General features: G+C 58.7%; 18 protein-coding genes. All 18 read right to left on the bottom strand.

Translation table 11 applies throughout. From position 1 onward, the window contains the following. Positions 1-4: 4 nt before the first annotated feature. The 18 genes from SB822_RS40275 to SB822_RS40190 all read right to left on the bottom strand — a co-directional run bounded on the left by SB822_RS40275 (position 5) and on the right by SB822_RS40190 (position 14,044). Positions 5-1,306, bottom strand: a complete 1,302-nt coding sequence (locus tag SB822_RS40275; RefSeq protein WP_410857299.1) for an ATP-dependent RecD-like DNA helicase — start codon at positions 1,304-1,306, stop codon at positions 5-7. 79 nt (positions 1,307-1,385) lie between these two features. Then, positions 1,386-1,751, bottom strand: coding sequence for a hypothetical protein (locus SB822_RS40270; RefSeq protein ID WP_410857298.1), 366 nt, complete (start codon positions 1,749-1,751; stop codon positions 1,386-1,388). Positions 1,752-1,854: 103 nt separating this feature from the next. After that, a complete protein-coding gene (locus SB822_RS40265) occupies positions 1,855-2,199 on the bottom strand; it encodes a hypothetical protein (protein ID WP_410857297.1) in 345 nt (114 codons plus the stop codon). Positions 2,200-2,293: 94 nt separating this feature from the next. Next, the gene (locus SB822_RS40260) at positions 2,294-4,207 is read right to left on the bottom strand and encodes a hypothetical protein (RefSeq protein WP_410857296.1); all 1,914 of its coding nucleotides are present in this window, start codon (positions 4,205-4,207) and stop codon (positions 2,294-2,296) included. A gap of 1 nt (position 4,208) precedes the next feature. Further along, positions 4,209-6,704: an ATP-binding protein gene (locus SB822_RS40255; RefSeq protein ID WP_410857295.1), complete on the bottom strand. Its 2,496-nt coding sequence runs from the start codon at positions 6,702-6,704 to the stop codon at positions 4,209-4,211. Positions 6,705-6,709: 5 nt separating this feature from the next. Beyond that, the gene (locus SB822_RS40250; protein WP_410857294.1) at positions 6,710-7,012 is read right to left on the bottom strand and encodes a hypothetical protein; all 303 of its coding nucleotides are present in this window, start codon (positions 7,010-7,012) and stop codon (positions 6,710-6,712) included. A 284-nt stretch (positions 7,013-7,296) separates the two neighbouring features. Continuing rightward, positions 7,297-7,647, bottom strand: a complete 351-nt coding sequence (locus tag SB822_RS40245) for a hypothetical protein (protein WP_410857293.1) — start codon at positions 7,645-7,647, stop codon at positions 7,297-7,299. Next, positions 7,644-8,117, bottom strand: coding sequence for a hypothetical protein (locus SB822_RS40240; RefSeq protein WP_410857292.1), 474 nt, complete (start codon positions 8,115-8,117; stop codon positions 7,644-7,646). The genes SB822_RS40245 and SB822_RS40240 overlap by 4 nt, the downstream gene beginning before the upstream one ends. A 3-nt stretch (positions 8,118-8,120) precedes the next feature. Beyond that, a complete protein-coding gene (locus tag SB822_RS40235; RefSeq protein WP_410857291.1) occupies positions 8,121-8,693 on the bottom strand; it encodes a hypothetical protein in 573 nt (190 codons plus the stop codon). Position 8,694: 1 nt separating this feature from the next. Then, on the bottom strand, positions 8,695-9,021 hold the full coding sequence (locus SB822_RS40230) for a hypothetical protein (RefSeq protein ID WP_410857290.1): 327 nt from the start codon (positions 9,019-9,021) through the stop codon (positions 8,695-8,697). Between the two features lie 381 nt (positions 9,022-9,402). Then, entirely contained in the window at positions 9,403-9,618 is a 216-nt protein-coding gene (locus SB822_RS40225) for a hypothetical protein (RefSeq protein ID WP_410857289.1), read from the bottom strand. A 214-nt stretch (positions 9,619-9,832) separates the two neighbouring features. Then, positions 9,833-10,369, bottom strand: coding sequence for a dCTP deaminase domain-containing protein (locus SB822_RS40220; protein ID WP_410857288.1), 537 nt, complete (start codon positions 10,367-10,369; stop codon positions 9,833-9,835). Between the two features lie 3 nt (positions 10,370-10,372). Beyond that, entirely contained in the window at positions 10,373-11,512 is a 1,140-nt protein-coding gene (locus SB822_RS40215) for a DUF2201 family putative metallopeptidase (RefSeq protein WP_410857287.1), read from the bottom strand. 165 nt (positions 11,513-11,677) lie between these two features. Further along, complete coding sequence (locus SB822_RS40210) at positions 11,678-11,896, bottom strand: hypothetical protein (RefSeq protein ID WP_410857286.1); 219 nt, start codon at positions 11,894-11,896, stop codon at positions 11,678-11,680. Positions 11,897-11,905: 9 nt separating this feature from the next. Further along, the gene (locus tag SB822_RS40205) at positions 11,906-12,097 is read right to left on the bottom strand and encodes a hypothetical protein (protein ID WP_410857285.1); all 192 of its coding nucleotides are present in this window, start codon (positions 12,095-12,097) and stop codon (positions 11,906-11,908) included. Then, positions 12,094-12,297, bottom strand: coding sequence for a hypothetical protein (locus SB822_RS40200; RefSeq protein WP_410857284.1), 204 nt, complete (start codon positions 12,295-12,297; stop codon positions 12,094-12,096). Before SB822_RS40200 ends, SB822_RS40205 begins: the two co-directional genes overlap by 4 nt. A gap of 8 nt (positions 12,298-12,305) precedes the next feature. Beyond that, positions 12,306-13,364: a hypothetical protein gene (locus SB822_RS40195; RefSeq protein WP_410857283.1), complete on the bottom strand. Its 1,059-nt coding sequence runs from the start codon at positions 13,362-13,364 to the stop codon at positions 12,306-12,308. An 11-nt stretch (positions 13,365-13,375) separates the two neighbouring features. After that, positions 13,376-14,044, bottom strand: coding sequence for a hypothetical protein (locus SB822_RS40190; protein WP_410857282.1), 669 nt, complete (start codon positions 14,042-14,044; stop codon positions 13,376-13,378). Positions 14,045-14,079 lie beyond the last annotated feature (35 nt).

Below are 14,079 nucleotides of genomic sequence, written 5' to 3'. Positions count from 1 at the left end.
TCGGCTACTGCGTCAGGCCGCCGTACTTGGTAGCCAGATCGCCGTAGAGCACCACACGCTGCCTGGCACGACTAAATGCCACGTACAGCAGCCGTGCGGCCATGTTGGGGTTGTGACAGGAGCTCAGGTCGCCGAGGTCGATGAACACCGTGTCGTAGGTGCTGCCCTGTGCCTTGTGCACGGTGGCCGCATCACGCTGGCGCAGATCCGGGAAGTTGCCCTTCAGGTGGTAAAAGCGTTCCCAGTTTTTCTGCGACTTGTACCACTTGAGGAGCTGGTTGAAGTGGTCCCGGTCGACGGGCAGCTGCACGTTGAGGTACGCGCTGCCATAGCGGTTCTTCAGCGTCACTTCGCGCACTTCGAGCTCGACGTTGGCACCGAGCGGAACCATCTCGGTATCGCCCGACTGGTAGGCAATCTCCAGTTCCTCCTCGACCTTCATCATGCCATTGTTCAGACGAATGGCGGAATTGTTGATGAGGAATTCACCCTGCACGAAGTGCTCGGGCAGCTGGCGCAGCGACCGGATGTGATCGTTGTACTGGACGACCCGCTTGTTGGTGTAGGCGAGGATCCGCTTCTCATGCGTCTGCTGCGTGAAGTTGAGGCCTACCTCGTACTCCATCTGCTCGTCGGAGAGGTGATCGATGACACCCGGCACGATCCGGATCGGCAGGAATTCACCCGTCTCGACGGTGTTGCGCAGTTGCTGGTTGATCGCCTGCAGGTGCGGGTTGTTGGTGCGCATCGGCTCGGTGAGCTCGAAGAAGGGCAGCTCATCCAGGTAGATGGGTGAGACCGTCTCCATCACGGGGCCAAGCTGGCAGTGGTCGCCGACGTAGACGATCTTGCAGTTCTTCGTGCCATCGAGAATGTGCATGCGCAGCGTGGTGTCCGTCATGCCCGCTTCGTCGATGAAGATGATCTTCTTCTCGTGTACCTTCCAGCCCTTGCCCTTGGTGATGTAGGTCTTGCCGCTGATGAAGTCTTCCTTCAGCGTCAGGTTCATGAACGAGTGCACGGTTTCCGCCGGGCGGCCCGTGGCTTCCGCCAGCACTTCAGCCGCCTTGTTGGTGGTGGCCGTCATCTGCACTTCGGTGTACTCGGCAGGAATCCCCATCATCTTGCAGGTCTGCAGGTACTGCGGCATCACCTTGTCGATCAGGTGGCCCATCAGGTGGGTCTTGCCCACACCGCCGGGGCCGGAGATGTTCAGCTCCTTGTCTGGGCCAAACAGGAATTCGAAAAAGCCTTCAGCGGCTTTCTGTTGCCCCTGGTTCAAGGGGGCGAAGTCAAGTCGATCCACATTGCCTCCAGGCAATAGAAAGCCCTGCTCCCAAGCGAAGAGCCAGGGAGCAAAGCAGACAGCGGTAGAAGAGGGGGATTTAGTCCGCGAGAACAGCGATGCGCTGCGGGACGAACTGGGAGAGGTCCGGCTTGTAGAAGTCCGGTCCTTTCATGATCTTGCCGTTGGCATCGACGACAGCCTTGCCGTCAACAAACTTGGAGAAGTTGGAAGCGTTGACCTCATCCATGGCCTCCACCAGCGGGAAACCGAGATGCTGGGCAACGCCAGTGCCTGTCACGATCTGATCGCAGATAGCGTCGAGGAACTCCGCACGGTCATTGGGTTCAACCGTGATCGCATTGTCGGCGCCTTTCAGATACGTGGCCAATGCCTTCAGTGCTACCTTCGCGTCATGCAGCAGGTGGATAGCGGTGGGGGAAACCGGGGTGATGGCATCAAGCATCTCTCCGACTTCTTCGAAATGCACACCTGTCTGAGTGTGGAACTGTTTGCTTGTCGGATTGGGACGAGCTTCCTGGAACCATTGGAGGGTAGCACTCAAGGTATTAGCTGGCAGACTTCTCGACTTCATGTTCGTGTTTGTTCCCGTTGGATTTGGATAGGAACTCCTTGACCAGGAGGTTCCGCATGAAATCCTTGACGGAGATATGCGGCCCCAATTGTTCAACGAGCCAGTTCTGTTGCTGAGGCGACAGTGAGAGGAAGATGTCCTCCATGAAAGTCCGCCTCGTATCGGCTGGGGCAATATTCAGTGCCTTCAACCGAAGGGTGATCGTGGTTGGATGGCAATCCAGTTGCTTCGCAATGGTGGACAACGACAGTCCAACACTGTTCAGGCGGATAATGTCCGCATCTGAGGCCTTGCGATTTGCTCGATAAACATTAGACATGAGAACTCCACTCCCTAAAAATAACCTCTAGTTTGCCATTACTAGAGTTAACTTGAAAGAGAGCGGAACTTACCGAGTGTTCGCTAGACCACACTTACGGGGTCAGTTTCTTTTTGATCCGATAAATCTGATCCTTCGAGAGCCCCGTATTTTCGGCCACCTGGACGCTAGGCAGGCCTTCCTTCAGCTGCTCGATCGCCAGTTCCACCATCGACAGGGTGGTCTTACCCCCATCCTGTTTTTGGGGAGTAACCGGTTTGTCACGGTTTTGAACCGGTTTCGCGGTCTTTTTGACCGATTTTCCGGCAGCCTTTACCGGCTTGGACTTCGGAGCAGGTGCACCGGCATTCAGGAGCTTGTCGACCTGCTCACCAATGTCATCCGGCAGACCGAGTGCCGCCCAGCTCTTGCGAGCCTGCTTCTTGAACGCCAGCAGTTCACGGGCCGCCGCCACTTCCTGCGGCCAGGTCATGGCCCTGGTCATTGCTTCGTGGAGCAGGGCAGCTTTCCCTACCTGGTTCGGCTTCTTCGGTTTACTGTCGCCTTCTTCGGTCTTCTCCGTCGAATTTGACATAACCTTATTTATCACCGCCGTGTCCGCCACCAGTTCCCGTGCCTTGACGACAGGCGCCACCGGCGCTTTTGCCTCCAGCACCTCCTGCATGTCCAGCGTCTCTGCCTTGCCGAGGATCGGAGCCGGCAGCTGGTCGGCCGATTTCACGTCGACGTCGGTGTACGTGATGTTGGTGCCGCGATGGCCACCGATCTCGACGTGCTGGATGATGCCGATGTGGTTGCCACGCAGCACGTCGTTCAGGATGCGGGCACCGTCCGGATCACTGGAGAGCGAGCCCCCCGAGTTCACCAGCGTGCGCAGCTTCTCCGGCAGGTTCACAAGCACGTGGTAGCCGCATACCCGCATCTTCGTGAGGTCGTATTCCGGCACGGCGAACACATCCTCCGGACGGACCTTGGCGATGACCGTCACGTCGCCGCTGAAGTTGCGGATGTAGCCGAGCGTGGCCACATGCAGACCGTTCGAGCAGTCCTTGCGGCGGCTCGGATCCACCAGACCCGGCTTCATGAACACGTAGGAGCCGACCTTCTGGCGCACGTTGCCCGTGTGGCAGTCAGCGAACGTGTCCTTGCCCCGGCTGTTCAGCCGCTTGTAGATGACGATGCTGCCGTCATCGGCAATGGGCAGGTCACCCTTTTCGATGAACTTCATCAGGTCTTCGACCGAGTGGCCCCGGTCGTCGATGATGGCCGACAGGCGTTCGATGAACTTCTGGAAGCCGGCGTAATCCTGCAGCTTCTGCGCCGAACGCAGCTGGCGGGCCAGCTTGTGCGCATCGGGAATGATCGCCCCGCTCGTCTCGTGCACGGCGACGATCGTTTCCTTCTCTTCATCGAGCGGTGCATGGAATGCCGGATCGGCCGTGCCCACACTGTTGCCGACAAGCTGCTGCATACGCGTACGGGCTGCGTCCAGCTTCTGGTCATTGGTCAGGACTGCCTGGGCCTGACAGGTAGTTGCGTTCTGCTCAGCCGCCACCGGAGCCGCATCAGCCACAGCCGGCGCTGCCACCTTGAGATCGGCGTCATTGGTTGCCGGGTGCTGCGGTTCATCTTCCTCCTTGGCTCCAGCCGGCTGGCCGGGGAATACGCCGATGGTCAGCGGCGAGATATGGGCGACTGCCTCGTCCACCTTCTCAGGGGACTCGGTGTTCACGAGTGACTTGAGGAAGCTCTTCGCCACACGCAGGAACTTCACGACACCCTTGGTGCCCTTCTCCGCATCCGCGAATTCCGTGCGCTGCACGAAGATGGGGGTGATGTCGACCAGTGCCGGCTCGTTGTTGGCGAGCTTGTGCTTCGACTGCTCGACGATCTTCGGCAGGCGTGCATCACCCTGCGCAATCATGTGCGTCGAGCCGTCCTGCATGTACAGCACGGCATGACGCGTATCGACCGAGAGAGCCACGATCGTCACGAGGTTGTTGTTCATTTCAGTTTCCGTTTTTGATGGCGCTCATGACGAGCGATTTGATGGCCGCCTTGCGGTCGGGGTACTTCTTGATCCACTCCAGCGTGTGGGAACCAGAGAACAGACGCTGCATCAGGGGATCCTGGCGCAGTGCCTTCAGCTTCTTGATGGCGGGCAGTTCGACGAGCTGGTACTTCTGGATCACTTCGCTGTAGTGCGTGAGCTGGTCCATCGTCAGCTCCGGGATCCAGGCCAGAAAAGCACTCCCGGAGACGTGTTCAACACGCTCGCGGAGCTGTTCCAGCTGGGGATTGTTGACGAGCTTGTCCAGCCCAGGCAGCCTGATGCCGAGGTAGTCCAGCAGTTCCAGATGGTCCGGATGGGCATGGTACTGATCGAAGAGCGCATCCCTGCGTTGCTTCGTGCAGTAGTCCTGATACTCCTTCGAGTGAACGCGGTCCCACATCTTCCGGGCGAGGTACTTGTTGGCTTCGACAGCACCGCGCTTGATGGCCATGTTCTTCTCAGTACCCGTGCGAACGACTACTGCACGCTTGCGCTCATCATCGGTCAGGTCCAGATAGTTACCATAGGCGCCCAGTCCGCCATGCTGGGCCAGGCTACCAACTTCCAGGTAGAACAGCGGTTCATCCGTCGTCTCGACATCCTCCTTTTCCAGCAGTTTGATGGAGCCATGGCCCATCTTGCGGGTGCCGTCAGCGTGATAGATGCTGGTCAGCGAGATCAGGGCATTGGCTGTACGCTTGCCCGCAATACCCGGCAGCGTGGCCGTGGCTGCCTTGTCCCGGCTGCGGTTGCGTGACTGCTCCAGCAGCTCGTGTGCTGCATCATCCCAGTCGTGGTTCAGCGTCAGGTCAACCACCTGGTAGCCGTGGTCCTTGAACGCTTCGATGATGGCGTCCTTGCGCTGGTCCTTCGGTGCGATCTTGTAGACCCACGAAGCCGAACCAAACGTCAGGAACGGGCAGTCATTGATGCTGTCTTTCAGGCGGCGCGTACGCTGCGTGATGAACACGATGGGGTTATCCACGAGCTGAGCCAGCTGGGGAAACGATTCCCCACCTGGCATCTTGTCCAGCCAGTGTGTCCGGCTGTCCCGGTCGTAGAAATACTTGCCTGCGTACTCCATCTCCTTCTGCTTGAGTAGCTGCGGATGGGCCTGGAAAACACGGGACAGCGGACGCATCACATAGCGTCGCAGGAAGGATTGTTCCAGCGACACACGGTGCGACCAGTGACAGTTCTTGATGCGCCGGCGCAGCTTCTGGAAGTGAACCGTCGCTGCCTTGTTGGTGAAGACGTGAATCTTCTTGAAGCCACGGTGTTCGGCCGCATTGAGCAGCGGCAGATATTTCGTGTACTTCGCCACACCGAGCTGGGAAGCCAGATAGCGACGCACCGAATCCGGCGTGATCGCTTCCCGCACGTCCTTGTAGTAGGTGAGCGTGCTGTGATACTCGCCCTTCTCCAGGTACTCACAGGCTTTCTGGATCGAACCAGGGATCTGCCTGATCAGATCCTCTTCGATGCGGGCCACGAGTGCCACGCACAGATCCGTGATGCCATCTTCCGTCATCCGGCTGGACGAGAGCGATTCACGGTTCGGGGTCAGTGCCAGCGTACCGGGCGCGGCCTGCACCACCATCTTCCTGAAGCCGACCATCTCCATGAACTCCTTCAGGAGATCAACGGCCTTCTGCGTGCCCGGTGTTTCGAGCATCGGGTAGATGACAGCACCGTAGCGTACGTAGAGTTTGTGCTGGCCCATGTAGTGGGTGTGCCACTTTTCGTGATCCACGTCATAGCTACCCGGTGTGGTATCCAGGTTGATCCGCTCCAGACGTTCCACGCCCATCGGCTCGCCGGTAAGGGCTTCGACCGTGCCCTGATGCTCGAGGTCCACCAGCATGTCGCCGTGCATGGCGACGTAGTGGATGTAGTGCTTCATCGTGCGCACGTCAGCTTCACGCAGCTGGAAGCGCACGGTCAGGCCGCTACGTTCCGTCGGCATCTCCATCACACGGGTGATGGCGGGCAGTCCGTCAGCTTCGACGCTGGCACGCACCAGGTTGTAGATCACCTTCTTTCCCTGGTTCTCGGAGATCACCCGGAAGGATTCGGTGTACGCCCACGGCGACTTGCAGCCCAGTCCGAAGCCACCCGTGACAGCCTTGTTGGTACGCTTGGTCGAGCCGCCGAACGTGCCGTAGACCGCTTCGAACATGTCCTCCGGAATGCCGTAGCCGCTGTCTTCAATGACCAGCTCGCCCTCGGCGGTGATGGTGACCTTGACGGGTACATGCGTCATGCCCGACTCGATATGCGCATCCCATGCGTTGCACAGCACTTCGCGGATGCAGGCCAGCTGCTGGTTCGAGTACAGGTTGGTGGAGAGCATCATCAGGAACGATGCGTCCTGCACCATGGCCATGGCGGTGGTCTTTTGCGCTCCGAGTGTGGCAGCGGTGGCTTCACCCTGAATATCGGCTACTTGCATGTTGGTTATCTCTTTTTCTGTAGTGGCGTGAAATTGAATCTGGCCACCTCTTTCTTGAGGTGGTCCTCGTAGTCACCATCGACGATCCAGCTTTCGGACCAGGCTCTATGCCCGTTCTCTTCCTGGTAGGAGATGGGTGCCAGTCCGTAGTGCATGAATGGCGGATTCGGGCTCTGCCTGACCGGCAGCAGGACCAGGCCGTGCATGGCACAGCCCAGAATGAAATCGTTGTTCCAGTTGGCGCCATCGCCCTTCGGGATGTTCAGCACGATGTCGAGTGCTGCCCGGTACTGCTTCTCGCTCAGCATTGAGTTCTCCTAATCGGCTTATCGGGAGCATCCCGTGATGCACCGGATAAAACGACTGGGAAAAAAGCGGAGCAGACACGGGGGTATCTGCTCCACGAAAACACCTGGCTATTCCGAGGGCCGACCAGGTGTGAGAGCACGGTACTACAAAGATATGTCTAACAGTGGTGGAAAAAGAGGGGTGTCCTTCCGGAACACCCCTAACACGCACTGCTTTCCGGGGTATGCAGCCCCCAGAAACTACTACAAACTTGATTCTAACGTTAACGCGCGGAGACGTAAACTCATCTCTGCAACAGCTGGAACCAGGGACCAAGCGGGTTGCCTTCACGGGCTGCACGTTTTACCCGAACCTCGATATCGTGTTCCGTGCGATAGCGATCAGTACGCTGGGCCTCGGACAGTGCCTTGGGTTTCGGTTTGTCCTTGCCCGGTCCGAACCGGTAAACGGGAGCCAGGGGGCCTACCGTCCTGTACCAGTTCGACCGGTGGATCTCGCCTGCCTTGTGCAGCCGTTCGATTGCCTCATGGACACTTGAACGGGCCATGTCAGGCAGATGGAACTGGTGAACCTCGCTGACGGTCATGTCGCCCGTCTTCAGCGCATCAAGAATCCGCTGTCGGGTGGGAGTCACTGGTACTTCTCCTGGAGTGCACGCAGGTTGCGCATGGTCTTCGCAAAGCTGCCAACGAAGTGGGACACCTGCAGGTACACCTGGGACTGCTGTTTGCGGGTGGTGAGTGCCTGCAGATCGTCGGTCATGTTCAGGGCTTCCTTGACCGGATAGATCTCATCACCCAGACAGCTGAACTTCTGCAGCTGCTCATAGCGCTCACCGATGTTGATCAGCGCATTGAGTGCTGCTGTGAAGATGCCTTCCAGTGCCCTCTCGCCCTCTTCATCCGCATAGGAGGTGAGCGAGCCGCCGACCATCACACGGTATACGACGGTGAGGAATTCATTCTCGCCGCCACGGCCGTCAATGACAGCCTGCAGGTGGGCATGCGGAATGATCTTCAGCTCCAGTTCCTGCGAGGCGGTATGCCGGAACAGGGCGGGGAGCTTGACGGGTCGCTTGACCGACCGGTTGAATTGGGTACGCACCTACTAGAACCTCCGGTTCTTGTGATAGAACGGCAGCTTGGCCTTGGCCTGCTGCGTCTTGCGGTTGGCACGGGCACCATTCCTTGCTCTTGGCTCAGGCAGTGGCTCGACAGCCTTGATGGGCGACTCGATGAAACGGAAGCCGTCGATGCGGCCGATTTTCATGTCCAGCAGCTTGTCGCCGAAGTACCCGTCTTCCCGGTACGGTGTCGAGCGGGTCTGCGTGGGTGGTGTGTCCCTGTAGATCTCGCTCAGCCGTTTGATCGCTACCGGGTTGAGCTGACCGTCCGAGATGTCGTCGATGATGCACAGGACACCCCCGTCGGTGATGGTGCTCATCATCACTGCCGTATAGTCGAAACCATCCGCCCAGTCACAGGCAACGAACAGGCGCTCCATGATCGACTTGCCTTTGGGCCGGATCTGCGCACTGATCAGACGCTTTTCCATCTCTGCAAAGTCCACCCTGGTGAGTGTCTCAATGAACTGTCTTTGCCATGGCTGCAGATCTGCGAACGACGAGATGAAGCTCGTCATGTCCTTGGGCAGGACAGTTACATCAGGCAGATCACTCATGTCAGTCCTTGTGGGCAGCCAGCTTTCGATCGAGCGATTCGATCTCGGCAATGATCATGGCGGCGGCCTTGACCAGTGCATCACGAGGGTTCTTCGGCTTCCACCACTCGGCACGCCACGGCCAGTTGATGGGGGGCTTGCCTTCCAGTGCACGGAATCCGTCTCCCTGGCTCAACGGGTGCAGCATGTCGGCCGCATACATGCCGTAGCAGGTTGCAGCGGATGCGAGCGTGCCCTGGTCGTACTGGTCGTCGCCTCGGGCGGTGAAGTTCTCACCCGTCACCTGCCGGCGACGTTCGTTCAGTACGTCCTTCTCTGCTTGGGTCATTGTCGGTGCCATGTTGGTCCTCTCAGTAAACAGAAAAAGGGTGAAGACCTTTCGATCTCCACCCTTAGGGAATGGGCATATGGGAGTGCTCTGCTATAACCGCAACGGGCGCAAAGCACTCCTACATGCCTATGTGCAGTTCATGGTTCAGGTCTGCCCTAGCCATACTCATCCTGCTCCGGTCGCTCACGCGGTGAAGAGTAGTCAGGATTCACACGGTCCACTGCACGAGACCAGTGTTCTGTGGCGAGGGCAGCAGCCAGTACGATCAGCAGAAGAGCTGGGTACATAATCGCCTCCCTCAAACATAGTTCTAATTCTGGATGATCCGAGTCTGTCTGTCAATGTGTTCTAACAGACAGACCCCAAACAAAACACGAATCAAAGCCAATCATGGGCAGCCAGGAACGGCACTCCGCCACGGGTGACGGTTGTGTTCTCCTTGCCCTTACCAGCGCCCCGCAACTGTACGCTCAGGTTGATGGGAGTGCGCTGGCCACGAGTGAGTGCGCTGATTTCCATGTCATCAGGCAGCTCGTTGAGCAGCTTCTTCAGCTCCGCCACAGTGGCAGGTGAATGCACGTGATACCGTTCCATTTCTGGTTCCTTGTGTAAACACGAATCAGGGGCCTACGAAGAGTTGAGCTTCATGAGCTGGCGAGCGAGTACGTCGAGCCGATCCGTGTCGATAGTGTTTCCACAGCTGGCCTTGAAGGCCTGCATATCGGCCTCGATCTTGTGGTAGCAGACTCCACACATGAAGCGGTAACGCTTGCCCAACAGGGACCAGGCGTTGGCCTCGCCGCACTCCTTACACAGAGGCAATAGCTGCGACGGGTTCGTCTCGCTGGTTCTGGTACTTGCCGTCATAGCTGGCGGGCTCCGCAATCTGGTGAAAGACCACCTGGGCGATGCCAGCACCGGCAGGAATCACCAGGACGTCACTGCCGTGATAGACGAGCTCAAGGGTCAACCAGCCCTTCCACCCCGGCTCGATCAAGGTGTTGAACACGGACAGGCCACGGCGTGCCCAGCTCGACTTGTCATGCACAACGCCAATCAGGTCGTGCGGCATGTCGAACTCCTCGATGGCCGAGGCGATCGTGAAGCGGCCAGCCTGCTGGGTGAAGTGCGTGAGCTGCCCTGCTGCATCCCGCTCGATCACGGCCACCCGGCGGTCGCCCCGGTAATCCCCGTCGAAACGGATCTCCTGCTTGAGACGGATGTCGTATCCCGCCTCACCCAGGCCATAGCTCACGCCGTGCTCGGCCACCTTGAAGGACACCATGTCCTTGATGGGCGGCCGCCGATGCAATGACGACCACAGCTTTAAACCGTTGATGACCATCTACTACCCCCGAATGTTGATCACTTCGCCGAACGCAGGCTTGTGACCACCTGTACCCGTGACAATCCAGATCACGGGAATGTCGAGGTTGAGCGGCTCCATCGGCCTGCACTGCATGTCGGTGAAGATGATAGCAGCGGTCGGATTTTCCTCCAACATATCTCTACGTACGCACTCGAGAGACGTGCCGCCACGACCGATGATCTCGATCTTCTCGAACGGGTCATCCTCGCCCCACGTGTCTGTGCGCTGGATCCGGGTGTCGAACTGGACGATCGACAGCTTCTCCGGGTTGTACGTTTCTTTCACAAACTTGAGTTCAGATCCGAAACGCACGATGTCGGACTGGGTGATCGATCCCGACACGTCGATGTACCAGCGCAGGTTCTCCAGGCGCCCGTCGTCCGTGAAGCGGGACGGCAGGTACATATCGGTGTAGCGGCGGTTCGGGCGTGCCCACGTGTAGTTCTCGTCGAGCAGCTGTGTAAAGAAGCGCTGCAGCACCGTCTGCCACGGGATGATGGGGGCCAGGAACTGGTCCAGCACATCCTCGATGCCGCCCGGCACATTGCCTGCGCCGGCGAGCTTCGCCTGGTGGATGGCCGTCACCACCTTGTTGACCACCTGGTGCTTCTCGTCAGGCGTCAGCGGCATGATGTCGGGACCATCACCCGGTTGCCAGGCACCGAAGTTGTCGCCACCACCGTTCTTCTGCAGATGGTCGTAGACGTCTTCCTCGGCCATGCCCCGGTACTGCGCATCGAGACAGGGCTGCGTGCCTTCGAACGAGTAGCCCTCGTCCTGCAGATCGATGTTGATGATGTAGTCGCAGGCGTAGTTCCACACGTCCGGACAACGATCGCCACGGCGCAGCATGTGCAGACGGGCCACGTGCCAAAGTTCATGCATGAGCACGGCTTCACGCGTGGCAGGTAGCAATGACAGGAACCAGACAGGGTTCCATACGAAGTCGATACCGTTGGTGCCTGCCGTTGGGATCTCCTCGGTCCAGACAAAATTCAGGCTGCACAGGATGGAGCCAAGGAAGGCAGCTGTCTTGCCCAGGAAGACCTTGGACTTGGTGCGGTCCAGTTCCCGGTTCAGCTGCGTCATGTCAAATTTGCTGGTGTCAGCGGGCTGCATGTTTTCTCCGGAAGTGTCGGCGGGTGCTCCAGCGTGCCCAGCTAACAGGCCAGGTAGTGCAGAGGAAACCCAGCGTCAGCACACGGACCAAACCATCTCCGATTTCAGCCAGGCCATGCACTATGGTATTGATTCGACCCAGTGGGTTACGGTTGCGAAACAGCATCAGTCCACCGCCACTGGCTGTTCGACGAAGGTCACTTCCTTGTTCAGCTCGCACAGCTGCACCCAGATCTGGTGCTGGTCCTTCTTCTTCGGCTTGAAGTATTCGGTGACACGCTGCTTGGCTTCCATCAGCGAGCGTGCATAGACTTCAACCTTCTGGTGATTCAGGCCGCCGATGTAGCCATGGTCAGCCGGACCCCGTGTGTTGATGGTGATCATCGTGTCTCTCTAGCGAAGTGTGGGAATAACGGCCTGCACATCAGCGATGCGGTTGCGCATCTCCTGGCGGTCTTCGTCAGTGTAGTGGCGATGCTCCCAGCCTTCCATGCGCATCAGATCGTCCTGAAGGCTGGAGAGCAGTTCGTTGCCGATGTACTGCACCACATCGTCGCGGGATGCGAAGTGCTGGAAGGTGGTCATGCTTTTTCCTTAACGGGGAATTCGAGTGCCTCATACACCCGGTATTCAGCTTCCTGGTTCAGACGCTGCGTGAGCGCGAGCAGCTCCCTGGCATCCTCCAGTTGTGCATATGGCGTGTCATGAATCGGTTTCCATCCTTGCCGGGTCAACGTCTCAACGTTCCAGCCCAGATGGTTTGTCGCAATCGTCAGCGTGTCCATGGCCTGTCCTAACCGTTCAGGTAGCGGCTGAGCACGCCCATGGACCGGGCGAATGCCGGATGCTGGCGCAGCTCCGGATGCTGGACCATCACCGCGCGCATGAACAGGATGCGGAACGAGAGATCGAAGCGGTCGGCGTAGGTCGACAGCTCGTTGAAGTTCAGCTCGTTCACGCCTTCCATCAGGTGCGAGATCGTCGCCCACTTCGAGTTGTTGTCGACGGGCACGGGGGTGCCGTGCGGATCACGGATCACCTGGTCGATCTTCACGATGTTCTGATAGACCTGCGTGAAGGTGATGAAGTCCACTGCCACGCCCGAGGTTACGGTGCCCGCATAGAGCGGCGCCTTCGCTTCCGCGACGGGTTGGTCCTTGACCAGACGGTTCAGGAACTCCCACGTGCGCGGGCAGCAGAACGTCTTCTCGTTGTGGTCCGGGCGGAAGTCCATCAGCTTGGACGGATACTGCGACAGGTACGCGATGATGCGGCTGTCGTACTTCTCCTTCAGGGCCACGTCGTAGAGCCACTCCTCGAACACGACATCGAGCTCGAGGTGGATGACACGTGACTGCATGGCCGTCGACAGGTTGTTGACGATGGCCCGGTCAGTCGCCAGATTGCCGGCCGCCGTGATCACACACTGCTCGTGCAGGTGATGCTGGCCGACCATGCGATCGAGGATCAGCTTGTAGGCAGCGGCCTGCACCGTCTTGGCCGACGAGTTGAACTCATCGAGAAAGAGCATCCAGCCCTGGTGGGTCTCGTCGCCGTTCTTGTCACGCGGCAGCGGCGTGTTCTCCAGCGGAAACAGATCCGCGAAGGGTGCGAAGCGGGCCTGACCGTTCTCATCGAAACGGGGCAGACCGGACAGATCTTCGGGAGCCGAGGTGGAGAGCCGGTGATCGATGACCTTCAGGTTCAGGTCACCTGCCACCAGCTTCATGATGCTGGACTTGCCTACGCCCGGAGAGCTCTGGACGAACGGGACAAGGCCTGCGTAGAGTGCGTCGGTGATAAAGCCACGGAGTTGACGGGGGGTGCAGCGATAGAGGTTCGTGTCGGACATTTAGAGAGTCATCACTGGATGGCCTCCGCTGGCGGGTGAACGATCATCGCCGGCGCCTTGGAAGCACGAAAGGTGTCGTGTTTCTGGCACAGCGTGTCGTAGCACTGCAGCAGTTCTTCACTGCTGATGCTGCGGAAGTCCGGGAGGGTTATCGAGGGTTTGCTGTCTTCAAGACCAAACCGGGCACGGGCCTTCAGGGTTACCGAGTCCCCAAGAAAAACCGGCATCATGGGCGCAATGAGCTGCGTGTTACGGTGCTCACTGACCACATTGATCCAGGTGTCTGCAAACTGGTGCTGTTCGTTGGTCCAGCGCCACTCCGGGTGTTGAGCCAGGGTGGGACGATGAAAGTGCGAGACCTCGACGTTGCTCATCCACGTCTGCTCGCCATCGCCCATCACGCTCTGCGCCAGGTACTCGGCGCTCATACCTGACTTGCGCACCTTCTTCAGCCACGCCATACGCCACTTCGGCTGCTTGTGTCCTGCGAGCAGGAGCAGATCGCCTTCGATCAGTGCCGGATCCCCATTCAGTTCGAGCGACACCCAGCCGGTGTGACCACCGAATGTGCGCGGCTGTTGCTGGCTGGCGTTGTCCTCGCCGTAGATACGGCTGACACAGAAGTGAAGCAGGTAATCCACGAGCTTCTCGTAGGCGATGTCGTAGTGTTGTGCGTGCATGGCTTGCTCCCTCAAATTTAACTTGAGGGGAGTGT

It is taken from the genome of Paraburkholderia sp. SIMBA_054 (assembly GCF_046534875.1).
GTDB classification, from domain to species: Bacteria; Pseudomonadota; Gammaproteobacteria; order Burkholderiales; family Burkholderiaceae; genus Paraburkholderia; species Paraburkholderia hospita.
The sequence above is the reverse complement of the archived record's forward strand: the minus strand, read 5'-3'. Positions and strand labels throughout refer to the sequence as shown.